22 protein-coding genes are annotated in these 24,075 nt (G+C 58.0%); 4 read left to right on the forward strand and 18 right to left on the reverse strand.

The genetic code is table 11. The features are described from left to right. Positions 1-136: 136 nt before the first annotated feature. From DW796_RS04135 to DW796_RS04170, 8 genes are all read right to left on the reverse strand, one after another. On the reverse strand, positions 137-841 hold the full coding sequence (locus tag DW796_RS04135; RefSeq protein ID WP_118094346.1) for a transaldolase: 705 nt from the start codon (positions 839-841) through the stop codon (positions 137-139). 92 nt (positions 842-933) lie between these two features. Further along, the gene (locus DW796_RS04140) at positions 934-1,671 is read right to left on the reverse strand and encodes a GntR family transcriptional regulator (protein WP_118094347.1); all 738 of its coding nucleotides are present in this window, start codon (positions 1,669-1,671) and stop codon (positions 934-936) included. A 195-nt stretch (positions 1,672-1,866) separates the two neighbouring features. Further along, a complete protein-coding gene (gene deoC, locus DW796_RS04145; RefSeq protein ID WP_158567683.1) occupies positions 1,867-3,171 on the reverse strand; it encodes a deoxyribose-phosphate aldolase in 1,305 nt (434 codons plus the stop codon). 26 nt (positions 3,172-3,197) lie between these two features. Then, positions 3,198-3,590, reverse strand: a complete 393-nt coding sequence (locus tag DW796_RS04150) for a hypothetical protein (RefSeq protein WP_199579829.1) — start codon at positions 3,588-3,590, stop codon at positions 3,198-3,200. A 115-nt stretch (positions 3,591-3,705) separates the two neighbouring features. Next, positions 3,706-5,013, reverse strand: a complete 1,308-nt coding sequence (locus DW796_RS04155; protein WP_118094348.1) for a PTS ascorbate transporter subunit IIC — start codon at positions 5,011-5,013, stop codon at positions 3,706-3,708. A 54-nt stretch (positions 5,014-5,067) separates the two neighbouring features. Then, entirely contained in the window at positions 5,068-5,367 is a 300-nt protein-coding gene (locus DW796_RS04160) for a PTS sugar transporter subunit IIB (protein ID WP_117734930.1), read from the reverse strand. A gap of 88 nt (positions 5,368-5,455) precedes the next feature. Continuing rightward, positions 5,456-5,905 (reverse strand): PTS sugar transporter subunit IIA, encoded by a 450-nt coding sequence (locus DW796_RS04165; RefSeq protein ID WP_118094349.1) that lies wholly within the window; start codon positions 5,903-5,905, stop codon positions 5,456-5,458. 15 nt (positions 5,906-5,920) lie between these two features. Further along, positions 5,921-6,772, reverse strand: a complete 852-nt coding sequence (locus DW796_RS04170; RefSeq protein WP_118094350.1) for a class II fructose-bisphosphate aldolase — start codon at positions 6,770-6,772, stop codon at positions 5,921-5,923. Positions 6,773-7,511: 739 nt separating this feature from the next. Here DW796_RS04170 and DW796_RS04180 point away from each other — a divergent pair. Then, positions 7,512-8,492 (forward strand): DNA/RNA non-specific endonuclease, encoded by a 981-nt coding sequence (locus DW796_RS04180; RefSeq protein ID WP_118094351.1) that lies wholly within the window; start codon positions 7,512-7,514, stop codon positions 8,490-8,492. Positions 8,493-8,604: 112 nt separating this feature from the next. On the opposite strand, the gene DW796_RS04185 is transcribed toward DW796_RS04180, so the two are convergent. The 4 genes from DW796_RS04185 to DW796_RS04200 all read right to left on the reverse strand — a co-directional run bounded on the left by DW796_RS04185 (position 8,605) and on the right by DW796_RS04200 (position 13,248). Next, a complete protein-coding gene (locus tag DW796_RS04185) occupies positions 8,605-10,680 on the reverse strand; it encodes a translation factor GTPase family protein (protein WP_118094352.1) in 2,076 nt (691 codons plus the stop codon). 297 nt (positions 10,681-10,977) lie between these two features. Then, positions 10,978-11,742 carry an amino acid ABC transporter ATP-binding protein gene (locus DW796_RS04190; protein ID WP_118094353.1) on the reverse strand — a complete coding sequence of 255 codons (765 nt, stop codon included), beginning with the start codon at positions 11,740-11,742 and terminating at the stop codon, positions 10,978-10,980. Continuing rightward, positions 11,735-12,388 (reverse strand): amino acid ABC transporter permease, encoded by a 654-nt coding sequence (locus DW796_RS04195; protein ID WP_099432382.1) that lies wholly within the window; start codon positions 12,386-12,388, stop codon positions 11,735-11,737. Before DW796_RS04195 ends, DW796_RS04190 begins: the two co-directional genes overlap by 8 nt. Continuing rightward, positions 12,388-13,248 carry a transporter substrate-binding domain-containing protein gene (locus tag DW796_RS04200; RefSeq protein ID WP_118094354.1) on the reverse strand — a complete coding sequence of 287 codons (861 nt, stop codon included), beginning with the start codon at positions 13,246-13,248 and terminating at the stop codon, positions 12,388-12,390. Before DW796_RS04200 ends, DW796_RS04195 begins: the two co-directional genes overlap by 1 nt. A gap of 557 nt (positions 13,249-13,805) precedes the next feature. On the opposite strand from DW796_RS04200, the gene rlmD reads away from it, so the two are divergent. After that, the gene (rlmD, locus tag DW796_RS04205) at positions 13,806-15,032 is read left to right on the forward strand and encodes a 23S rRNA (uracil(1939)-C(5))-methyltransferase RlmD (protein ID WP_338134618.1); all 1,227 of its coding nucleotides are present in this window, start codon (positions 13,806-13,808) and stop codon (positions 15,030-15,032) included. Positions 15,033-15,106: 74 nt separating this feature from the next. On the opposite strand, the gene DW796_RS04210 is transcribed toward rlmD, so the two are convergent. The 5 genes from DW796_RS04210 to tilS form a co-directional block, all read right to left on the reverse strand. Beyond that, positions 15,107-15,928, reverse strand: a complete 822-nt coding sequence (locus DW796_RS04210) for a phosphatase (protein WP_118094356.1) — start codon at positions 15,926-15,928, stop codon at positions 15,107-15,109. 159 nt (positions 15,929-16,087) lie between these two features. Continuing rightward, the gene (locus tag DW796_RS04215) at positions 16,088-17,278 is read right to left on the reverse strand and encodes a pyridoxal phosphate-dependent aminotransferase (RefSeq protein ID WP_118094357.1); all 1,191 of its coding nucleotides are present in this window, start codon (positions 17,276-17,278) and stop codon (positions 16,088-16,090) included. A 189-nt stretch (positions 17,279-17,467) separates the two neighbouring features. Beyond that, positions 17,468-19,555 (reverse strand): ATP-dependent zinc metalloprotease FtsH, encoded by a 2,088-nt coding sequence (gene ftsH / locus DW796_RS04220; protein WP_233539662.1) that lies wholly within the window; start codon positions 19,553-19,555, stop codon positions 17,468-17,470. A gap of 61 nt (positions 19,556-19,616) precedes the next feature. Beyond that, complete coding sequence (hpt, locus tag DW796_RS04225) at positions 19,617-20,165, reverse strand: hypoxanthine phosphoribosyltransferase (protein WP_055251779.1); 549 nt, start codon at positions 20,163-20,165, stop codon at positions 19,617-19,619. A 148-nt stretch (positions 20,166-20,313) separates the two neighbouring features. After that, on the reverse strand, positions 20,314-21,855 hold the full coding sequence (gene tilS, locus DW796_RS04230; protein ID WP_187362368.1) for a tRNA lysidine(34) synthetase TilS: 1,542 nt from the start codon (positions 21,853-21,855) through the stop codon (positions 20,314-20,316). Between the two features lie 48 nt (positions 21,856-21,903). Between tilS and DW796_RS04235 the strand changes: the two genes are divergently transcribed. Further along, positions 21,904-22,713: an MBL fold metallo-hydrolase gene (locus DW796_RS04235; protein ID WP_118094359.1), complete on the forward strand. Its 810-nt coding sequence runs from the start codon at positions 21,904-21,906 to the stop codon at positions 22,711-22,713. Between the two features lie 81 nt (positions 22,714-22,794). Here DW796_RS04235 and DW796_RS04240 read toward each other — a convergent pair whose 3' ends face one another. Then, positions 22,795-23,226 (reverse strand): Hsp20/alpha crystallin family protein, encoded by a 432-nt coding sequence (locus DW796_RS04240; protein WP_055251783.1) that lies wholly within the window; start codon positions 23,224-23,226, stop codon positions 22,795-22,797. A gap of 275 nt (positions 23,227-23,501) precedes the next feature. Between DW796_RS04240 and DW796_RS04245 the strand changes: the two genes are divergently transcribed. Continuing rightward, on the forward strand, positions 23,502-23,969 hold the full coding sequence (locus DW796_RS04245; RefSeq protein ID WP_118094360.1) for a hypothetical protein: 468 nt from the start codon (positions 23,502-23,504) through the stop codon (positions 23,967-23,969). Positions 23,970-24,075 lie beyond the last annotated feature (106 nt).

Genomic DNA, 24,075 nt, shown 5'->3' on the forward strand with positions numbered 1-24,075 from the left:
TAAAACACAAAAGCCCCAAGACAACAAAAGCCAGGAGCCTTTGCCAACTTGGGGCATTACGAGTCGCCGCCGTACAGGCAACGACGACCCTTACTCCTTCTGCCATCAACCGATATAGACAACTCAACTTGTCCGGTTACGGCAGGATGTGGAATCCAAGCGTTTCGATATCACGCGCGAAACCCTTAACGGTGTCGAGCGAGTACTCCATGAGGTCCTTACCGACGTTCTTGCGCTTGGCCAGAATGCCGTTGGGAACGGTAATGATCTGGCACCCCACGGACTCGGCCTGATAGATATTCAGCAGCTCACGGGTAGACGCCCAGAGCACCTCACACTGCGGCTTTGCCGCGGCCTTTTTGACAGACTCAGCCATCAACGGCAGCGGATCAACGCCGGTATCGGCAATACGGCCGGCGAAGATAGAGATGATAGACGGCGTCTCAGCGGAGACAGCGTCCACAAACTCATCGACCTGCTCGGGAGTAAAAATCGTCGTAACATTTACCTTGATGCCGTCGGCAGAAAGGCGCTTAACGAGCGCCGCGGTCGACTCACCCTTGGTGTTGAGTGCCGGAATCTTGACATACACATTGTCAGCCCAAGTCGCAATCTCGCGAGCCTCGGCCTCCATGCCCGCTTTATCGTCCGCAAAGACCTCAAACGAAACCGAGACATCGGTGATGTGCTCGAGCACGGTCTTGGCGAACTCGCGGTAATCGGTCACGCCACCCGCCTTCATAAGCGAGGGATTAGTCGTAAAGCCCTGAACGTTACCGTTCTCGGCCATGTCGAGCATGCCCTCGAGATTGGCACCGTCGGCAAATACCTTGATTGCCATAATGTACTCCTTACATACATGATGATATAGAAATGTACGGACTGAATTGTTTGTCAAAAGCGCCGCCGCATCAGAGTGGAACGGAGAGCCCCTTAATCGAGTTCGATCTCGAGGTGGTAGAGGTCGGCGCGATAGAACGACTCCACATACTCACGGGGCACATTCTGCTGGTCATGAGAAACCCTCGTAATGTTAAGCAGCGGAGCACCGGAGCTGATGCCCAAAAGCTCGGCCTGCTCGTCGGTAGCAACGCAAGCTCCAATCTTTTGGCTCACACGGCTCCAGCGAATATCGCACGAGTTATTGAGATAAGAGCGAAGCGATTCCTTGGAAAAGTCGCGTTCCGCAACATGCGGGACAAAGCCGTCTTCGTAGTAAATCGTCTCCAGATAAAACGGACGATCGCCCGAAACGCGCACGCGGCGAAGGCAAAAGGCCTTCGTGCCCTCGGTCAAACCCAGCTCGTGGGCAACATGTTGAGGCATGGCGACAACACCGGACTCAATCAGTCGCTTTTGCGGCACCGCAAGCTCATCTACGTTCTTTTTGATATAGCTCGAGACGCGCTTGGGCGAGCTCAGTGGCACGTTGGCAATGACCTCGGATCCGCGGCCACGCTTCTTCTCAATCAGGCCATTATTAGAAAGCAGCTCCATCGCCTTGCGCGCCGTTGCGCGCGAAACGTCATAGCGCTTCATAAGATCGCTTTCGGAGGGAATGTAGTCGCCAATCTTGTAAACGCCGCTCGTAATTCCCTGGAACAGGATATCGTACAGCTGAGAATACAGCTGCTCCCTGCCACTAAAATCGAGCTCAGACGTATCGGTCATCATCCCTCCCTATCTAAATCAGCTTCCAAAATCCTTGCTATCAGATGTTGCTTTTTAATAAATGTTAACCGCTAAATCTCAAAAGACACACATCGATAACGACACCAGCACATATTTCCATTCCAGCCGGGCCTGACTCACCAATTCATCAACGGTTCCGGGCGTTCCTTGCGCAAGGAGCGCCCGGAGTACCGGCTAGCGTGCGCCAAAAAGCTTGCGCGGACTGGCGCTCGCGCCGATACGATCGGCCCCAGCGCCCGACATAAGTGCAAGGTCTTCTTTCGTGCGTACGCCACCCGATGCCTTGACCTTCACGCGACCACCGAGCTCCTGCGCAAACAGATAGACATCTTCTACCTGGGCACCGGCCGTACCAAAGCCCGTCGACGTCTTAATAAAGTCTGCACCGGCAGCTTCAACGGCATGGCAGATCGGCTTTTTGGTTTCCTGTGCCAGGTAGCACGTCTCGACGATGACCTTGAGCGTCGCATCCGGCACGGCCTCGCGCACGGCGCGAATGTCATCCTCAATCGCCTTGTAATCGCGGGCCTTAACCATACCCTGATCAATCACCATGTCGATCTCGGAAGCACCGTTGGCGTAGGCATCTGCCGCTTCGGCGGCTTTCGCGGTGCTCGTCATATAGCCAAGCGGGAAAGCGATGACCGTAGTAAGCGCAAGGTCGGGATAGGCCTTGTGCGCACGTGCGATATACGAGGGCGGAATACAGGCGCTGGCGCAACCGTACTCAAATGCCTCGGCGCAAATGGCATCAATCTGGTCCCACGTTGCGGTCGGCTTAAGCAACGTGTAGTCGATGCGCGAACAAAGATCCTCGTCCGAAAGCTCAGCGCCCGCCTTGGCGGCAATATCGGCCACAGACGCAGAATCGTCCAGATACTCATCGACCTTGGCCAAGAAGCCCGGATAGTCAACGGCGTCGACGTTGGTCACATCGAGTTCAATCGTGTGGCCCAGCTCAAACGTGTCGTAGCCGCGGTTCTTAATGCGATCGACAAGGGTATCCAAATCGACCAGATCGTCACCCGTGCTACGGTCTTCGAGCACATCGCCCTTGTGGTAATGCGTCACGATGTGCGCAAGATGACGCGTCGGCTTAAGGTCGCGAGCACGGTAGCGCTTGCTGATCATAACGGGATCCGCGACCAGGCGAATCGTGAGAACGCGATAGCCGTGCTTATCGGCCAGCTCGGCGAGCCTGTCGTGCTGCTTGGCAGAAAACGGATAATCGCACATGATCTGCGGGCCGTCCGCCATGGCCGCGTCGAGACGACGGAACCACTCCTGAAGCGCGTTCGCATCAACCTGTGCCTTTTCCTCGGCGTTGTTAAAGCCGTACGTATCCCAATACTCTTCCTTAACGTCATCAAGCGATACGCTCAAAAAGCTCTCGGATGCATGGCGGGCCTTGATTCGGTCCGCCAAATCGGTTTTGCCCGTAGCCGGAGGTCCAGCCAGCAAAATCAGCGTCTTTTCCATACCAGGAAACCCTTCTTACTACCCGATTATTTGCCACGGAGCTGGTCTTTGGAAATGGCGAGCATCTCGGTAACCTTGTCCATGTAGTACTTAATGGCCTCATCGTCTTTTGCCTCAGCGGCGGCCGCGCGCTTTTTGTTGTACAGCTTGACCAACGCCGCAGATGCCTTGCCCATCGTGCGATTGGCTTCCAGACTTTGCTCGTATGCCTCAACGGCCTCGTCAACCATGTTGGCATCGGCGTAAAGCTTACCAATCTCGTTTAGAACGTTTGCGGCAGCAACACCTTCCTTGCCCTCGAGCTCGGAACGCTTCGCCTCAACGGCGGCGAGAACGGCATCTCGATCAAGAACGGGCGCGGTCTCGGCTGCGGCAGAAGCCGCCTTCTCCTTTTTCTTGCCAAATCCAAACAAACCCATTGGAAACCTCCACTAGCGGTAATAAGCGAAGGGGGTTGTTCCCCTGCCGGGGACCAGGCACAGGAACAACCCCCTTTAAGAAAGACTTGGACCTTCGTCAGCGCTACAAGAAGCCTTATGCGATACCAAAGACGCTGAGGATGGACTTGATGGCCATGAAGAAGAATCCGGTGACGACGGTGTCGACGTCGGTGCAGGTCATGTTCACGAAGCCAATCTGAGCGAGCATCGGGGACAGGAGCGCAGGCAGGATCATGATGAAGATGCCATGGAAGATGCAGCCGATGATGGCGCCACGACGACCGTCGATAGCGTTACCGAAGACGCCTGCGGTGCCGCCGGCGAAGAAGTTGGACATAACGCCGGGGATGACGAGGGTGCCCATGAAGCCGGTGATAGCCATGCCGATCAGCGAGCCAAGCGTGGTGAACACGAAGCCGAAGATAACGGCGTTAGGGGCATAGGTGAACAGGACGGGGCAGTCCAGAGCGGGGCGAGCATCGGGAACGAGCTTCATCGAAATGCCCTGGAAGGCGGGGACGAGCTCGGCGAGCAGCAGGCGGACGCCGGCGAGCAGGACGTACAGACCAACGACGAACTGCATGGCCTGGAGGAAAGCGTAGACCATGAAGTTGGTGGCGCCGCAGTAGTCAGCAGCAGCGGCGGGACCAGCGAAAGCAGCGACGACCAGGTAGAAGACGATCATGACCAGGCCGACGGCAGCATAGGTATCCTGGAGGAAGGACAGGGACTGCGGAATCTCGAGGTCCTCGGTGGACTTGGACTCCTTGCCGCCAGCGAGCTTCTTGGTGATGCTTGCGACAAGAGCGGTGAACATATAGCCAAAGGTGCAGAAGTGACCCAGGGCAATGTCATCGGACTCGGTGATCTTGCGGACAACGGGCTGAGCGAAGGCAGGCATGAGGGTGGCGAAGGCACCACCGACGATGGAGCTGACGACGATCAGGGGGATACCGCGCAGGCCGCAGAAGAAGGCGAACACGACGCAGAGCGTGGACTCCCACAGAAGGGCCTGGCCAGTCAGGAACACATATTTAAACTTGGTGAAACGAGCGAGGATGATGTTCACCACAAAGATGCCAGCGAGGCAGATGGCGATCTCGGAACCAAGGCCGAGGTCGGTCATTGCCTGACCGTTAATGCCCTCGATGGAAGCGACGACGGCGGTCATGCCGTTGAAGCCGAAGGCGGAGTTGAACATATCGCCAAAGTAGGCAAGAGACCCCTGCATGACGCTCGAGCCGGCAGCCAGAACAAGGAAGCCGAGCATCGTCTTAAACGTGCCGAGCAGCACGTCGTTGGCCGGCTTCTTCTGAAGCACAAGGCCCAGGCAGGCGACGAGACCGATAACAACGGCGGCCTGCGTCAGGATGTTATTGATAATAAACTCAAGAACAGCCATGTTGTACACCCCTTTTTCTCATGTACATTTCTATCAATCTAGGTGAAAAGACCCTTACTCCAGGACGCCCATCTCCTTGAGCACCGGAGTCAACTTCTCCTCGATTTCCTTCTTATCGACAAGACGCTTAAGGAACACGCAGGGAAGACCGGTGTTGTAGCTCTCGATCTGCGTCTTGAAGTTTTCGGCAGCGACAATCATGTCAAAGCCCTTGGAGGCACCCGCGGCGCTGGAAACACTGTCGTGGTCCATCTTGCACTGGACCCCGAGCTTCTTCATAACCTGCTCAATAGCCATCTGGCAGGCAAAGCTGCTTCCAAGACCATTGCCGCAGCAGCACAAAATCTTGACCATGTCATTTCCTTTCCTTTTGGGGCACGTGCCCCACCTCGGGGTAGGTGCGGGCGAATACATAGACTCGCCCGCACCAAGCGGCGCTGTTTTACGCCGCCGCTCCCGTAAATGCCTGATAAATCTCGTCGGCGTCATCTGAAGCGACGATTTGCTCGATCTTATCTTCGTCCATAAAGATGCCGGCAAGCACCTGCATGGCCTCGATATGAGAATTAGAATCCTCGGCCGCAAGTGCGACTAGAAGACGAACATCAAAGCTGTCTTCCGAAAACTTAACGGGCTTCTTCAGGACCGTCACGGCAAGCTGACCCTTAATGCAGCCGTCCTCGGGGCGACCGTGAATCAGCGCGACGTCTTCGGTGAGCACGTAGTAGGGACCCATCTCGTTGGTGGCGCGGATGATCTCATCCGCATAGCGATCCTCGACGTAGCCGCCCTCGTTGAGCGGGGCGATTGCAAGCTTGATCGCGTCCTGCCAGGAATCGACAGAATCGGCAAGGCGAACGTTTTCGCGCTTGAGCATCTCCGTAATCTGCATCGGTGCGCCTCGTCCCTAAGCGACGATATTCTTGAACAGGCTGATACGGTGCTCGACAACCTCTTCGACGGCCTTCTGAGCAGGCATAACCATGTTGCGGTTGGAGGCGTTCTCCTTGAGCTCGTCATAGCACTGCTTGGAGGTCTTGTTCCAGTTGACGAGCAGATCGGTGCCAACATTGAACTTGCGGATACCAAGGTCGATGACGTGACGGACGTCCTCATCCTTAACACCGGTGCCGCCATGGATGACCAAGGGGAAGCCGTTCACGGCATCGCGGATCTTCTCGAGCTGATCGAAGGAGATGTTGGTCTTGGACTTGTACTGACCATGGTTGGTACCGATAGCGACGGCAAGGGCGTCGATGCCAGTCTTCTCGATGAACTCGACAGCCTGCTCGGGATCGGTGTAGCGCACATCGGCGTCGGCAACGGCGACGCCATCCTCGGTACCGCCGACGGTGCCAAGCTCGGCCTCGACAGAAGCGCCGTGGGCCTGAGCCATCTCGACGATGCGCTTGGTACCAAGGATGTTCTCCTTGAAGGGAAGCGCAGAGCCGTCAAACATTACCGAGCTATAGCCGGCCTCGAGAGCCTTGCGGATCTCGTCGAAGTTCTTGGCGTGGTCGAGGTGGAGGACAACGTTGACGCCGTACTCCTCGGCCATGGACTTGCACACAGCAACCAGGTTGCGGTGGCCAACGTAGCTAGCGGTGCCCTCGGAGGTCTGGATGATCACGGGAGTGTGCAGGCGAGCCGCGACGCGGATAATCGACGGGCACATCTCGAGGTTATGGGTGTTGAAAGCACCAACGGCCATGTTGAGCTGGTTGGCCTCTGCCAGGACTTCGCGCAGGGTTACGTACATAGTGTTTGCCTCCTGTTGTCTCCACTGGATGTATCAAGTGGCGACCGCACAGGGGGTGCCGGTCGCCGTTCTTGATCGACAACTAGGTTATCACAAACGTCCGTATATTCGGTTGTCCGTATGATATTTCGTTTGATGTGTCCCGATTTGACCGTTCACCTGAATTTTCCGACCGTTTACCCGTAAAAACAGGGCGCCCGCAACCCATGCGGGCGCCCTTGTCTGTCAGCTGCTCTCAACCAAAACGATATGTCCGTTTTAGATAAACGAGCGTAAACGGCGATGGAATTCTAGTCATGATCTTGCGCCGAGCTCGTTCATAGAAGCCCCTTGCGGAAAGTCCGTCCCAGAATAGATGCTCGGAATGGGACAGGCTTTCCACTTAAACCGGAAAGTCTGTCCCGGAATGAGCCGCCGGAGCGGGGCGCGCTTTCCAAAACCCACCCCATCGGGAAAGCGCATCCCTCTATTTAGCCAAAAACTGGGACGCACGGGCCTCAACAGGGAAACGCCGCGAAGCGGCCGAGATGCTCCTCACACTACTCGATGGCAGCAGCACGCCCGGTGAGCAGCGCATTCTCGAGTGCAAGCTCAACTGGCTCGACTCCACCTCGATCTAGACCGCGGGACAAATAAATCAGGAGTGTTTGTCCCAAATCTTAAGTATTTGTTCGACAGAACGGCCCCTGTCGGCTCCTGCTAGACTGGTAGATTCGCAACCGACTACCCAGGAGCCTCAATGTCGCGCAAGTCCGCCTACAAGCAAGCACTTTCCATCGGCACCGCCGTGGTGCTGGGGTTTGCGCTGTTTACGGGATCGCTCGATGGGGCGCCCAAGTTGCTGTCGCCGCAAAGTGATGAGCAGGCGGCGGCTCTGGCCGAGAAGCAAAACGAGAGTCCCAGCCGCACCGACGACGAGGCGGACCTGGTTGCCCGGCTCGAATCGGGAACAGCGAGCTCCGAGGACTCTCAAAATAGCCAAGACTCTGGCGATGGCCCCGATTCCGCCGCAAGCGACACCGATGACGCTTCCGCGGACAGCGTCGCCACCCCCATCGACGAGGTCGAAAACCCCGACCTCAACCGCGCCCGCGGCGTATATCTCAACAGCATTCCCGACTACGCCGGCAACCCCTACGTTGCCCTCCGCGCCGACGGCACGCATCCGCTCGGCACGCCGTCGTTCACGCTCGATGAATACGAACGAGCCACCGAGGAGGGCTGCTTTAAGAAGTTCTCTAAACTCGACAGCCTGGGCCGTACCCGCAAAGCGCTCGCCTGCATAGGACCCGAATCGCTCGGCCAAGGCAAGCGCGGCGACATCTCGCGCATCCATCCCGCCGGTTGGCACCAGCAGCGCTACGACTTTATTCCGGGCCAGAGCCTCTACAACCGCTGCCACCTCATCGCCTGGTCACTCTGCGGCGAAAACGCCAACCGCAAGAATCTCCTCACCGGCACGCGCTATCTCAACGAGACGGGCATGCTGCCGTTTGAAGAGCAGATCCTCGGCTACATCCGCGACACTGGCAACCATGTGCTCTACCGCGTCACGCCCATGTACAACGAAGAGGAACTTCTCTGCCGCGGCGTGCGCCTTGAGGCCCAATCGGTCGAGGATCACGGCAAGACGCTGTGCTTCCACGTGTACTGTTATAACCTGCAACCGCATGTGCAGATCGACTACGCCACCGGCCGCAACCAGGCGTCAGGGGACTAGCCCTACCCACGACAAGAACCGATTTGCAATCCCCTAGGGATCAAAAAAGGCCGCTCCGGATCACCCAGAGCGGCCCTTGCATCGACATGCGTGGCGCAGACAAAGCCACACGTTACTTAGCTCGGCCCTCCTCATAGCGCTCGACCAGCTTGGCCTGAACGTCATAGGGAACCTGCTCATAGCCAGCGGGCTTCATGGTAAAGTCACCCGTGCCGCGCGTAATGGAGCGCAGGCGCGTCGAGTAATCCGTCAGCTCGGCCAGCGGCGCCTGGGCGATGACCACGGTGTCACCGCGCTCATCGGTCTCCATGCCCGTCACGCGACCGCGCGAGGCCGAGATGTCGCCCATCACGGCGCCGGCGTAGCTCTCGGGGATCGTCACCGTGATTTCCTCGATGGGCTCCAGCACCACCGGGTCGGCATCGGCGCATGCCTTGCGCAGGCCGATGCGTGCCGCCGCGCGGAACGCCATCTCGTTGGAGTCGACGCTGTGATACGAGCCGTCGTACACCGCGACGCGAATGCCCGTGAGCGGGTAGCCGGCAATGATGCCGTCCTTCATGGTCTCCTGGACGCCCTTGTCCACGGCGGGAATCAGCGAGCGCGGAATGCGGCCGCCTACGACCTCATCCACAAACTCGTAGCCGTCGCTCGTGCCGTCGGGCCCAATGAGCGGCTCCACGCGCAGCCAGCAGTCGCCGTACTGACCGGCACCACCGGTCTGCTTCTTGTGGCGGCCCTGGGCGCTCGCCGTGCGGCGGATGGTCTCGCGATACGGAATGCGGATCGGCACGCTCTTGGCGGCGACCTTGGTGCGGTCCTCCAGACGGTTGAGCAGCACCGAAACCTGTGCTTCACCAACGGCGGAGATAATGGTCTGGCCGGTCTCCTCGTCGCGGTCGATGCTCATGGTCGGGTCTGCCTTGCAGGCCTTCTCGATAAACGTGTAGAGCTTCTCTTCGTCGCCGCGGTTCTCGGCTTCGATGGCGATGCGGTACTGCGAGTTGGGGAACTTAAACGCCGCAGCCTCGACCTTGCCGGTAATCGAGAGCGTATCGCCCGTCTCGGCAGCCAGCTTGGGCGCCACGATGATGTCGCCGGCATAGGCATGGCCAACCTCGGTCATATCGCGGCCGCACATCACATACAAGTGAGCCAAACGATCGCTCTTGCGGGTACGCGCGTTGACCAACTCAAGACCCGGCTCAAGCGTGCCCGTCAGCACCTTGATAAAGCTGATGCGGCCCTGCTGCGGATCGGCCAGCGTCTTAAACACAAACGCCACCGGACGGTCATCGTCACTCGAAATCTTAAGCGAATCACCGTCGATGAGCGGCATCTCGCCGTAGTCGGTCGGCGCCGGGAAGTACGTGGCGATGTCGTCCATCAGCGAGTTGACGCCCTGCTCCTTAATGCAATCGCCCGCAAAGACCGGCACAAAGATGCGCTCGGCGATCGCCTTAGACAGCAGGCCTTCAAGCTCCTCCTGCGTCAGCGTCTCCTCGCCTTCCAGGTATTTCATCATCAGCTCGTCGTCAGCCTCGGCCACCAGCTCGCACAGATGGTCATGGGCCTCCTCGGCCTGGGCACGATACTCATCGGGAATCTCCGACTCAACGGCCTCGGCGCCGTTGCAGTGGCGCGCCTTCATGCGCACCAGGTCGATGATGCCGTCAAAGTCCTCGCCCTCGCCCCAGGGAAGGGTCACGGCGCCCAGGCGCGTGCCAAAGCGCTCCTGCAGCAGGTCCATCGTGGTCGCAAAGCTGGCCTCGGAGCGCGACAGGCGGTTTACGAACACCGCGCGTGCCAGGCGTAGGTCCTCGGCGGCATACCAGAGCTTAACCGTCGTAGGCTGCGGGCCGGCCTCGGCGTCGACCACAAACAGAGCCGTCTCGCAGACGCTCATCGCGGCAAAGGCGTCGCCGATAAAATCGGGGTAGCACGGGGCATCGAGCACATTGATGCGCGCGCCCTTCCAGTCGATCGGCGCGATGGTCGTCGAGATGGAAAATGCACGCTTGACCTCTTCGGGGTCATAGTCGAGCGTGGGCTTGGTGCCGTCGTGGCCGCCCAGGCGGGCGGTCTTGCCGGAAAGGTGGAGCATGGCCTCGGCGAGTGAAGTCTTGCCCACCCCGCCTTGGCCTACGAGCACCACGTTCCTTACGTTACCGGTCTTGGGAGCACCCATGATGACCTCCTTGCAGGGCCGCGCGCAATGCGCGACGCCAACGGGGAGAGTTCGCGGTCGGTGCCGTCCCAGGAGCAGCATGGTCGGCAGCCGAGCCGACTCACCCTCCAAATGTCCTATGCCACCACCCTACCCTTGCAGCCGCCCATCCATGCACACCTTTCGGCACGCGTATGAATACAGACGGCGAGAGGATGGGGCGAGCAGGCGAGAGGATTATTAAACCCCATCGATACAAATAAAAGCCGCCGCAGACCATAAGACCTGCGACGGCTTCATCTCAATATATAGTTGAGTCTAGCTCTCGATACGGCTCAAGAACTCACGGGTGCGCTGCTCACGCGGATGGTCGATAACCTGCTCGGCAGGACCCTCCTCGACAATGCGGCCGCCGTCCATAAAGACCACGCGGTCGGCAACATCGCGCGCAAACTGCATTGCGTGGGTCACGATCACCATCGTCATGTTCTGCGCCGCAAGGTCTTTAATGACACGCAGCACCTCGGCCGTCAACTCTGGATCGAGCGCCGAGGTCGGCTCATCAAAGAACAAGATTTCCGGGTCGAGCGCCAGGGCGCGGGCAATACTCACGCGCTGCTGCTGGCCGCCCGAAAGCTCACATGGCACCTTGTTCTCATTGCCCGTAAGCCCCATCTGCGCGATCAGCTCGCACGCACGTGCCTCCACCTGCTCGCGCGGGCGCTTGAGCACACGGATCGGAGCGTCGGTGATGTTTTTCATCACGGTATAGTGCGGAAACAGATTGTAGTTCTGAAACACCAAGCCAAACCGCGAGCGCGCCTGCTTGGGCACATCGCCTTTCGCATATACCGTGCCCGAGCCCGCATCCGTCGCAACGGCAAGGTCGCCAAACGAGAGCGAGCCGCCGTCGAGCGTCTCGAGCAGTGTGGCGCAACGCAGCAGCGTGGACTTGCCGCCACCCGAAGGCCCGATAATCGCCACGACCTCGCCACGCTTCACCTCAAGCGAGATATCCTTGAGCACCTCATTGCCGCCAAACGCCTTGCGCGCGTTCGATATATTCATTACCGAATTAATCATGGTAGTAATCCAATTTTTTCTCGGCGGCGCCCAGCAGCATCTCGACCACAAAGTTAAAGACCCAGTAGATCAGCGCCGCAATCGCAAACGGCACCATGCTCACTTGCGAGGCAACCAGTGCCTTGGCCGTCGAGAACATCTCGCCCACGCCAATGGCAAATGCCAGCGACGTGTCCTTGACCAGTGTGATGATCTCGTTGCCCATCGCCGGCAAAATACGCTTAGCGACCTGCGGCATCACGATGTACAAAAAAGTCTGCAATCGCGAATAGCCCAGCACCTCGGCGGCCTCGTATTGACCGCGCGGAATGGACTGCAGGCCCGAGCGATAGATCTCTGCAAAGTAGCCGGCGTAGTTGATGATGAATGCCACAACGCACGCCGTCCATTTGGAATCGGGCGTGAGCGAGATGCCAAACACGTAGTACGGGGCAAAGTAGATGGCAAACATCTGCAGCATGAGCGGCGTGCCACGCATGACCGAAATGTAGATGCGCGCAATCCAGCGAAGCGGCGCGATCTTACTCATACGCATAAACGCCACGGGGATTCCCAACGGAATCGATCCGAGCAGCGTCAGCACAAACAGCTGCAAACTGACCAAGAAGCCCTGGCCAAGCATCTGCATCATGACCTGAATAGACATTATTTCAAAACCCAGTTGTCGAAGGAAAGACCGTAATCTGCATATTTATCGCAGAGGTCCTTGACCGTACCGTCCTCATAGAGCGCCTTGAGCGACTCGGTCACGGCGTCGGCCGACTTGGTGTCGCCCTTCTTAAAGCCGGCGGCATAGTGCTCGCTAGACAGCGGCTTATCAAGCTGCGTATAAGCATCGGGCTTGGCGGCAAGCTGATACTGGGCAATCGAAAGGTCGCATGCCACGGCATCGACCGCGCCGCTCTCGAGCTGCATAAAGGCTGTGTTGTACTCACCGATGGTATCGAGCGTGGCAAACGTCGCGGTCAGATCCTTCTGGTCGCCCTCGAGCACATCCTGTGCGGCGGAATCGGTCTGGGTAATCACGGTCTTGCCGGCAAGATCGTCCCAGCTCTTGATACCCGCGTCCTTCTTGACCACGAGCACCTGCTCGTTGAGCATGTACGGCTCGGAGAACGTGTAGTCGCCCTCGCGACCCTCCATGGTAAAGCCGTTCCAGATGCAGTTGATGGCACCCGAGTTGAGCAGCGTATCCTTGGCATCCCAATCGATGGCCTCGTATTTGACCTCCCAGCCCTGCTTATCGGCAACGGCCTTGGCCAGATCAAGGTCAAAGCCCGTATATTCGCCGTCATCGCCCACAAAGCCGTACGGAGGATAGGACTTGTCAAAGCCCACCACGAGCTTTTTGGACTCCGCGGCACCCTTCGTATCCTTGGCCGCGGCAGAGCCGGCAGCAGAGCCCTTAGCGGCACCGCCGCCACAACCGACAAGACCAAGGCCGAGCACCGTGGCGAGCGAGCCGGCTAGACCAACAAACTGACGACGAGACATATCGGTATTCATGGTATTCCCCCTTGGTTGCACTTTAGTTAAGTAAAGTGAGTCATGTAACGTTCAGAATCATACACTTTAGCGTGATAGAGCACAAGGCGAGTTTGCCCGCCGCGTGAGGGGTGTGGGGGTTAAGTTTATCGCGAGTTCCGCACGAACAGGAGGCCACTTAATGTGGCCTCCGTCGTGAGCAGGACTGTAGAGCAGGAAACTTAACCCCCACACCCCTCACGCGGCGGGCAACCGTCGTTGGGCTTATCACTGACACGAATAAACCGCTTGTATATCGTCTGCTGGCTTGGCACGGTACAATACTTGCAGCTTTAATTCATGAATTAGTGGAGTTATTGATGGCAGAATCTCGTGCGGAGCGTAAGGCTCGTCGTGCTTTGATCGAGGCAGCTGAGGGGTCGGAGGAGAAATCTTCCACGAAATCCAAGTCTTCTAAAGCTGCAAAAAGCAAATCGACCAAGAGCAGGGCTAAGACCAAGCGTTCTGACTCTCGTCGGGGCGGGGACAAAGCACCTCGGACTCGTTCCAAGCGTCCGCATAATGATTCGGTTCCATCCGTGCGTAAGGCCACGGACCCCAAGTCTCCTTGTTCCATCATGAAAACTTGTGGTGGGTGTACGGCACTCAATCGTCCTTATAAGAAGCAGTTGGCGGCCAAGCAGGCTGCTATGGAGGAGCTGTTTGCTGAGCTCTGTGAGCGCGAGGGTGTTGCCGCGGATCCCATTCGCGGTATGGGAGTCACCCTGGGAGACCCGGGCAAATATCCTGCGCCGCGTGGTTTTCGTCATAAGGCTGCCACTCCGTTTGCTCCCGGCAAAGAGGGCGCTGTCCGCTGCGGCTTTTTTGAACGTGGGACACACAGAATCGTTGCTGTTCCTGAATGCCCTGTCGAGGCGCCGGGGGCCCGCCAGATTCTCAACGGCATCGCTCGCGAGGCCGAACGTCTGCATATTCCTGCCTTTAACGAAGACAAGCATCTGGGCTTGCTTCGCTATGCCGTTGTTCGCTGTGGTTGGCGCACAGACCAGATTATGGTCACCCTCGTAACCGCTCAGCGCGACCTGCCGCATGCGCAGGAGTTCTTTGAGGCTGTCGCCGCACTCGATCCGCATATCGTCACCGTCGCCCAAAACATCAACGGGCGTCCCGGCAACGCCATCCTAGGCGAGGAGACCCGTATCGTGTACGGTGCCGAGTGCATGCGCGACCAGCTACTCGGTTGCGAGTTCGATATCTCCCCCACCGCGTTCTACCAGACCAACCCGCAGCAGACCGAGCTGCTCTACCAGCTCGCCATCGACGGCATGGACCTGCGTCAGGGCGACGTGCTTATGGATGCCTACTGCGGCAGTGGTACCATCGGTCTTTGCGCAGCCAAGGCCGCCCAGGACAAGGGTATCGGTATCATGCTGCTTGGCGTGGAGCGAAACCCGGCGGGCATTGCCGACGCACGCCGCAATGCCGAGCTCAACGGCCTCACCCGCAGTGCCTGGTTTATGGCCGACGATGCAACCGACTATATCCTGGATGCCGCCGACAACAACGAGCGCGTCGACGTCCTCTCCATCGACCCGCCGCGCGCCGGCTCCACCCCCGAGTTTCTCGAAGCCGCCTGCGCGCTTAAGCCGCGCCGCATCACCTATATCAGCTGCAACCCCGTGACCCAGGAGCGTGACTTGCACCAGCTCCTCGATGGAGGCTATCGCCTGCTCAAGATCACGCCAGTCGATATGTTCCCCCATACCGACCACACCGAAACCGTAGCGGTCCTCGAGCGCCGATAATCTACCAGTACAAGAAAAAAAGGGGGGGGGTGGCCCGTCTGGACCGCCCCCCCTTCGTTGGTATATATGCCCCGTTACATACTTTTGCGCAGGTCGCACACGCCGGCTGCCGCCATCTCGCGCAGCAGCGTCTCGCGGTCGCGCGTCACGATCAGGTCCAGCGGGAAATGAATCTCGTCGAGCATCTTGCGTGCGTGATCGAGCTTGCCAATGGCCATGCCAATGTGGGCATCGGTCGACACGCCAATACCCACGCCCAGCTCGGCGCAGCGCTCGGCGATCTTGCGGCATACAGCCCAATGCTCAGTGTCGACACCGTGTTCAAGACTATGGTTGTTGATCTCGATAATCTTGTGCTTGGCCTTAGCCGCCAACAGCACCTCGTCGATATCGAACGGCACGCCCGAGCGACCCGCGTGGCCCAGCATGAACACCTTGGGATGTTCCAAGGCATTGATATACATCTCGGTCGTTTGGGCCAGCGTCGCACCCTCAGCAATCTGCGGATTATGCACGCTTGCAACCAAATAATCCAAATTACGCGTAACCAAATCGAACAGTGAATGCTGACGACTATACGAATCGCCGGCGATATCGAGCGAAACGGGAATGTCTTCGCCAAACAAGCTGCCGTCCAGCGAAACGATATCAGCCTCGGCACCACGCAGCACCAGCACGCCGCTCCAAATGCGCGGCCAGATATCCTGGTTAATAAAGAATTGGAAACTGCGCAGGTCATTGGGACAAGGCGTAACCATCGAGCTTAAATGATCGGCGGAACCGAGCACCTGAAGGCCGCGCTCCGCCGCCCAATAGATGTTCTCCTCGATGGTTGAGTACGCGTGCGCAGAGAACATCGTATGAGTATGAATATCACAAGAAAGAAGGTAGGGCATCGGGTCTCCTTGTCCAGTATGGCCGTCGCGTATATTCATTGTACGCATAGCTTTCGGCAGTCGTAAAACTGCTTCATCCCAATCACACAACGGCATAGACAACGGGGTCTGGCTTAAAACCAAACCCCGTTTCACGTAAAACATTGTAAGCAGAGCGCTTTACTTTCGACGATATTCGTCGGCCAGTTGCTTCCAGGCAGGCAACGAATTGACGATGGTCTCGTAGCTCACACAGTAGCCAAGGCGGAACCAGCCCGGCATGCCAAAACTATCCGAAGGCACCGCGAGCAGTTCGTACTTCTTCGCGCACTCGCAGAACGCATTCGCATCGGGCTCCAGCGCCTTCACCCACAAGTAGAATGCACCATCCGGCTCAACATAGGTGTAGCCGTACTCCGCTAGTGCATCGGTAAGCGCGGTGCGGTTGCGCGCATAGGCCTCGACATCGCTCGGTTCATCAATGCAGTCGATGATTACACGCTGGAAGAGGGCCGGTGTGCACACGAAGCCCAGCGTGCGGGCGGCACCGGCAACGGCCGGCATCAGGCGAGCAGCCTGCGGATTGGTATTGGGAACCAAAATCCAGCCCACGCGCTCGCCCGGCAGCGACAGCGACTTGGAGTACGAATAGCACACGACGGCGTGCTCGTAAATCGAGGGCACCCAAGGCACCTCGGCGCCGTATACAATCTCGCGATACGGTTCATCCGAGATAAGCATAATCGGGTTCTCGGGATCGCGCTTGGCGTTGACCTCGCACAAAACTTTAGCCAGGCGCGTCAAGGTATCGCGCGTATACACAGCGCCGGTCGGGTTATTGGGCGAGTCGATAATGACGGCAGCCGTCTTATCGGTAATCGCCTTGAGCACGTTATCCACGCTCAGCTGGAACGTATCTTCATCGGCGAGCGCCTCGACACACGTACAGCCGGCCTTCTCAATCCACACACGATACTCCGGGAAGTACGGAGCGATAACGATGACCTCGTCGCCCGGATTGGTAATCGCGTTGAGCGTACAGGTGAGCGAAGCTGCCGCACCCACCGTCATAAAGACATCCTTGCCCTCATAGCTCGTGCCAAAACGGCGGTTGAGCGATTCGGCGACGGCTGCACGACATTGTGGCTGGCCAGGCGCGGGCGTATAGCCGTGCAGCTGGTCGCTCGGCAGCTCCAAGGCCTTCTTAATGGACTCCGCCACGGCAGCAGGCGCCGGAACGCTCGGGTTACCCAGTGAGAAATCGAACACGTTCTCTGCACCGATCTGCGCCTTGCGTTCAAGGCCATAGCTAAAGATCTCACGGATGATGGAGCTCTCCGCACCGCGAGCATACATACTTTCGTTGATCATCTGTTCCCCTTTCGCATAGGCGCTATTGTACGCTTTAGCCGAGCAAAGCGCCGCAGCAATGTTGATTGGGGACAGACTTAAATGCGTGAAAACGCTCATTTAAGTCTGTCCCCAATCAACAGATGGCCCCATATCGCTCAAAAGAAAGAGCCTCCGCAGGTTTCCCCGCGGAGGCTTTTGCTACAAAGATTACTCGTCGACGTCAGTATTGCCGCCGGCCTTCTTTTCGTCAGCGCTCTCGGCATCGTCAGCATCCTCAGACGCGACGCCGGCGTCCTCCTGCATGGCCGCCTGCGCAAAAGCCGCGGCGTCTGCCGCAAGCTCCTCCTCGCTCATGCGAGGCGTGCGCTTCTTGGTCGGCATACCGGCAGCCTTGGCGTTGCGCTCCTCCTTGGCCGCCAGGATATCGCCCTCGCGCTCAAGGTAGGCGTCCCACTCGTTATCGAGCAGGGCATTCACGGCATCGCCCTCGACAGTCTCGCGCTCAAGCAGCACCTTGGCCATCAGATCGAGCTGATCGCGACGGGCGTCCAGGATCTCGACCGCACGACGATGGGCCTCACGCATAATGCGCTGAACCTCGATATCGATGCGGCGCGCCGTCTCCTCGGAGTAATCCTGGTGATCGGCGTAATCGCGACCAAGGAATACCTGATGCTGCGCCTCACCAAACACTTGCGTACCCAGTTCCTCGCTCATGCCCAGGCGCGTGACCATCTCGCGCGCCATCTTGGTCGCGCGCTCCAGATCGTTGCTCGCGCCCGACGTGATGTCGTCGCACATGAGCTCCTCGGCAACGCGACCGCCCAAGAACACGGCGAGCTCGTCGAGCATCTCGTTCTTGGTCTTGAGGAAGTGATCCTCCTGTGGAAGCTGCAGTGTGTAGCCCAGGGCCTGACCGCGGCTGACGATCGAGATCTTATGAACCGGATCGGAGTGCTCCAGGATGTGGCCCACCAAAGCGTGACCGCTCTCATGGTAGGCAATCGTGGTGCGCTCGGCCTCGGTCATCACGCGACCCTTGCGTTGCGGTCCGGCAATCACGCGCTCCATCGACTCCTCGATCTCGTCCATCGAGATCACGGAACGATGACGGCGAGCGGCCAGCAACGCAGACTCGTTGAGCAGGTTCGCCAAATCGGCACCAGTAAAGCCAACGGTCATCTGGGCGAGCTTCTCAAACTTAACGTCCTCGTCCATCGGCTTGTTCTCAGCATGCACGCGCAAGATCTGCTCGCGGCCCTTCACGTCCGGACGGTCGACCGTAACTTGACGATCAAAACGACCGGGGCGCAGCAATGCCGGGTCCAGAATATCGGGGCGGTTGGTCGCGGCGATCAGGATGACCGACTCGCTTTCCTCAAAACCGTCCATCTCGACCAGCAGCTGGTTGAGCGTCTGCTCGCGCTCGTCGTGGCCGCCGCCCAAACCGGCTCCGCGCTGACGTCCCACGGCATCGATCTCGTCAATAAAGATGATTGACGGAGCCTGAGACTTGGCCTCCTTAAAGAGGTCACGCACACGGCTGGCGCCGACACCCACGAACATCTCGACAAAGTCGGAACCCGAGATGCTAAAGAACGGCACGCCCGCCTCGCCGGCAACGGCCTTGGCCAGCAACGTTTTACCGGTGCCCGGAGGGCCCACCAGCAACACGCCACGCGGGATCTTGGCGCCCAGCTTGCGATAGCGATCCGGATCGCTCAAAAAGTCACGGATCTCCTCGAGCTCCTCGACTGCCTCGTCCACGCCGGCAACGTCCTCGAACTTGACCTTGGGACGCGTAGCCTCGTTGGTCTTGGCATTGGTCTTGCCAAACTGCATGTTCCTATTATTGGCGCCCATCATCTGGCGCATAAAGTAGAACATGATGGCGATCAGGGCGATCGTCGGCAGCACGCTCATCGCCAAGTCGCCCCAAAAATCGGGGTCGTTGGTGTTGACGATGTACTTGGTGTCGGGGTGCTCCGCCATAAGCTCGGCAAGCGAATCGGAGCCGACATAGGTCGAGGAGAAGCTCTTGAGCTCGCTCGTATCACCCTTGTCCTTTTTCGTCTTCCAGTAATGACCCGCCACGCTTCCGTCTTGAACCGTATAGGTCAAATCTTCGACGCGATCCTGCTTAATGGCGCTCACCATCTCGCTCGTCGCGAGCTTAACGGTATTGCTGGAGCTGGCAAAGCCGGAGCCCATATTAAAGAAGGCGTAGCCCAGAAGCGCGCAAGCCAAAATAAAATACAGCCAGCCCGTACGCGTGGGCTTCTTGCCTCCGGGCATCCCCGGGATCTTAGGCTCCCGGGGATTCTGGGAATTGTTATCGTTACGGTCGTCGGGCATCTTACGAATAAACCTCCGGTTTCAAAATGCCCAGATACGGAAGGTTGCGATAGCGCTCGGCATAGTCGAGGCCGTAGCCCACCACAAAGGCATCGGGGCAATGGGTTCCAACATACTTGGGCGTGACGGCCGAGGTACGGTCCTCAACGTCCTTCCATAGGAAGGCGGCGACCTCCAGAGAAGCGGGCTTGCGGCTCTCGAGGTTCTTCATCAGGTACTTGAGGGTCAGGCCCGAGTCCAGAATGTCCTCGACGATCAGCACGTCGCGACCACGGATGTCGATATCCAGGTCCTTAATGATACGCACGATACCCGAAGACTTCACACCGTCGCCATAGCTCGAAACAGCCATGAAATCGATGTTGGTCGGCAGCTCGATCTTGCGCATCAGGTCGCCCATAAAGACCACGGCGCCGCGCAGGACCGCAATCAGTACCAGATCCTTACCCGCGTAGTCGCGAGTAATCTGCTCGCCTAGGCGAGAGACGATACCGTCGATATCCTCCTGCGTAAACAGAACCTTCTCGATATCCGGATGTTGAGAAGCCATGACAACCCTTTCTTGTGCTTAATCGCCCACACACCGCCGTATGGACGCGAACTACACATTCTAGCAGCGCACGGGGTATATTTTCCAGCCCGCGCACCATCAGCGCGGGAATACCGTCAACGCCGCACAGAAAAGCTGGTGCGAGGGGCTAATCCGCGTCAACCACGCGAAGCAGATAGGCCACGCGCGTCGCCGCCGTGCACTTAAAACGTTCGTCCGCGCGAACGCCCGCGACCCATACTACGGCACCCCCCGGAGCCGTTCTTACCACGGGTACGCCAGAGCGGTCTGAAACAGGAATGCGCGCCTCGTTCAACAGGTCTGACACTTTCTTGCTTCGGCCGTTCATCCCCAACGGGCACATCACGTCTCCCGGCACAGGGCTATCCACCCACAGGCGCGCCGATCGTGCCTCGGTGGGAATCTCCCCGCGCGAGCCGGCTAACATCCGCTCGCCATCGCAGTCGGCAAACCCCAGGGCCGCCGCATCCACCAAGGCCGCAACCTTTCCGGCAGCAGCAAGCTCGCGGGCACAGTGCACGATATCGCACCCCGGCTCCACAGCCATCGGCTCCGCTGTCAGCATATGCCCCGCCCCCAGCGGCAGACGACCGGGAACGGAGATCCAATCGGCCACTAAACCCTCGCGCGCCGCCGGGGCCTTGAACGCCAGCATGCCAAACTCCACACGGGCATCAATTCCCGCAGGAAGCGTAACCGAGCCCGAGCCCGCAGCGACGCAGGCGAGCACGCGCTCCACGTGCCGCATCTCCGGTCGCGCGTCGGGATCGATGCGCTTAATCGCCAACCGCACGATACGCCGTGCAATCACAACCTCAGCGGCGGCCAGTCGGCGAGCGTCAAGAACCAGTGCACCCGCCGCCTCCTTACGCAGGCAGCTTCGAAACGCCTGTGCGGAAAGCTGGGAAAGAAAGGCGTCCTCATCGCCCAAGATCTCGCAGGCGGCGCCAATCGTCTTACAGACACTCGCGTTGCGCTGCGCCACCACCGGCATCACTCGATGGCGCACATAGTTACGCAAGTATGACACGTCCTCGTTGCTCTCGTCCTCTCGCCACGGCTGACCATGCACCTGCAAATAGCCCACGAGCTCATCATGAGTCAGGTCGAGCAGGGGACGCACCACGATATTCCTCCGGCGAGGAATGCTCGATAGGCCAGCGGGCCCCGAACCCTTAATCGCGTTCATCAAAAACGTTTCCGCGCGATCCGAAGACGTGTGCGCAGTGCAGATACGAGCCGCCGTTCGCGGTGCCCCCGTCTGGACGCAGAGCTCGCGAACATACCTCCGCGCCGCGGCATAGCGCACCTCGCGAGCCGCAGCCTCGATATTGCCCGATTCGTCATCAAAATAGGCATGCTCAACACACAGCGGCAAGCCGTATTGCGCGCACAGGTCACGTACAAAGGCCTCGTCGCCATCGGATGCCTCCCCGCGCAGATGATGGTTTACATGCAGCACGTGCAATCGCTCGCGCGCAATAGGAGCGACGCCGCGCCCGTCCTGGATATCCAGCTTTGATGTGCAAGCCATAAGGAGCAGCGCCGTCGAGTCCGCACCGCCTGATACCATGAGCACTACGGGGGCAGCGGCCTGCCGCGTTGCCAGGGCGCTCTTATCCGTCCTCGGCGCGGCATGATGTCCATAGTGCTGAGATACCGTTGGCATTCGCTTCCTCCTCTATTCGTCCGCACCCATTGTATCCTTTGGAATCTTATGTCTCGCCTGCACCTTCATATCCTCGGCAGCGGCTCAAAAGGCAACTGTGCACTCGTCGAGGGGCCTCAGGGGCTCATCATGATCGACAACGGCCTGTCCCGCCGCGAGACACTTAAACGCATGGCGGAGCTTGGCCTCTCGGCAGACGACGTCGCCGCTCTTGTAATCACCCATGAGCATGGTGACCATATCAAGGGGCTCGATGTATGGTGCAAGCACTGGCATGGTCCCCTCTTTGCCAGCAGGGACACCCTTTCATGCAAAGAAAACCTCGCGCGCCTGCCCGTAGAGGAATTTGACCCCGGCGACACGCTCCCCATTGCCGGCATCCACGTGCAAACCTACTCAACATCGCACGATGTCATCAATCCTGTCGGCTATCGATTTAATGCTCTCGATGATTCCATTGGGTTTGCCACCGACACCGGAGAGTTATCGAGCAAGGCCATAGGCATCCTCAAAGACTGTCGAGTTCTCGCGCTCGAAAGCAACCACGATGTAGCTATGCTGCGCGAAGGAGCGTACCCCCGCTTTCTTCAGGAGCGCATCCTGTCCACAAAGGGGCACCTCTCCAACAACCAGGCCGCCGAAGCCGCGCGCGAACTTGTTACCGATCGCACCGAACAGCTCATCGCCATGCATATCAGCCAGGACAATAATCGTCCAAGCCTTACCGTCAAAAGCTATGCCAACGCGCTTGATGCAAGTCTCGATGATGAACTCGGCAGTTCTGCCACCCGTCTTCAAGGGCCACGGAAGCTCTCGATACGCCCTGCAAGTCAGTATCAACCGACAACAATTCAATAGCCCCTCAAGACAACAAAGGGGGGCTGGGAATCACTTCCCAGCCCCCCTTAACTCATACTCTCGATTGAAGCAGAGCCATCGTTAGTCGATGGAGATCTTCGTAACGTTCTTCTTCTCGACAATCTTGGGAACCGTAACGGTCAGGATGCCGTCAGCATACTTAGCCGAAAGGCCCTCGCTCGAAGCGTCCTTCAGATACACGCCGCGCGTCGCGCTGTACGAGCTAAACTCCTTCTGCAGGAAGTTCTTGCCCTCGTTCTCCTCGTCCTCCACAACGTTCACGCTAATCGACAGGCGACCCTCGTTAAGCTCAACGTCGATATCATCCTTAGCGACGCCGGTCAGATAGGCCTTGACCTCATAACCATCGCCCTTGTCCTCGACATCAACGGGGAACGCCTTGGAAGCAATCGAGTTGTTTGCAAGATCGGTCATATCATCAAACAAATCGAACAGCGAGCTAGCAGAAGGACGAACGCCAAAAACCGAACGATAAGGAACCATGCTTGCCATGTTTACCACTCCTTTTAAGGACTGCCGAGTCATCTTCTAGGTGACTAGGACTTCTTTTGACGCTGTTATATATGCCCAGCCGCTTCTTATATATACATCGACTATAAAGTTTTTTGAGTCTATTGATATAAGCATATCTAAGTCTGGTTGACTAAGGTTTTGTCTAATAAACGGAATTTGAACGAAGGCTTAAATAATGTATGCAATCCCATCAAAACTAGACGGCTGGCTTACAATGGGCGCATACACGATATTGATGACGAGCTAAGGGCATCATGGACGATCAAAAACAGGACAACACGTTTATGCCGGAGCAGGACGAAGCATCCAGCCCGCAACCGATTCGATTCCATCGCCCCCACATCTCGCAAGAGCCCATCAATGATCCAGAGCCCAAATATGTGACAAGAAACCGATATCAAACACTCGAAGAAGCACAAACGGGGCGCAAACATATGGGCGTCGCCTCGGGAGACCCTGTATATCTGAAAGACGCACCATTATCTAAAAACAGCGTAGCTAGTGATGAGCCGATGAAAGCATCCGCCGTCCATCAACAAAGAGGGCCTCGACCCAAGCAAACCTTGACGCATTCGGCTCGCTATCTCGAAACGCCAAAACAGGGAAAGTCAATCTTCGTTTCGTCAAGTAAACGACGCAAGCAGCATCAGCTGACAATTCTGCTTTTGACCATTGCGGCCATAGTAGTTGCCCTTGTTATACGATTTATTTTCTTTAAATAAAGGCTCAATACCGAAAACAACAAGATCGTCTGGTGTAATTGAGTCATTTACGCCCCGTAAACGCAAAAAAGGGGGAGGCCGCGAGGCCTCCCCCTTCTTCAAGTCA

The organism is Collinsella sp. AM31-2AC (assembly GCF_003469285.1).
GTDB lineage: Bacteria > Actinomycetota > Coriobacteriia > Coriobacteriales > Coriobacteriaceae > Collinsella > Collinsella aerofaciens_AT.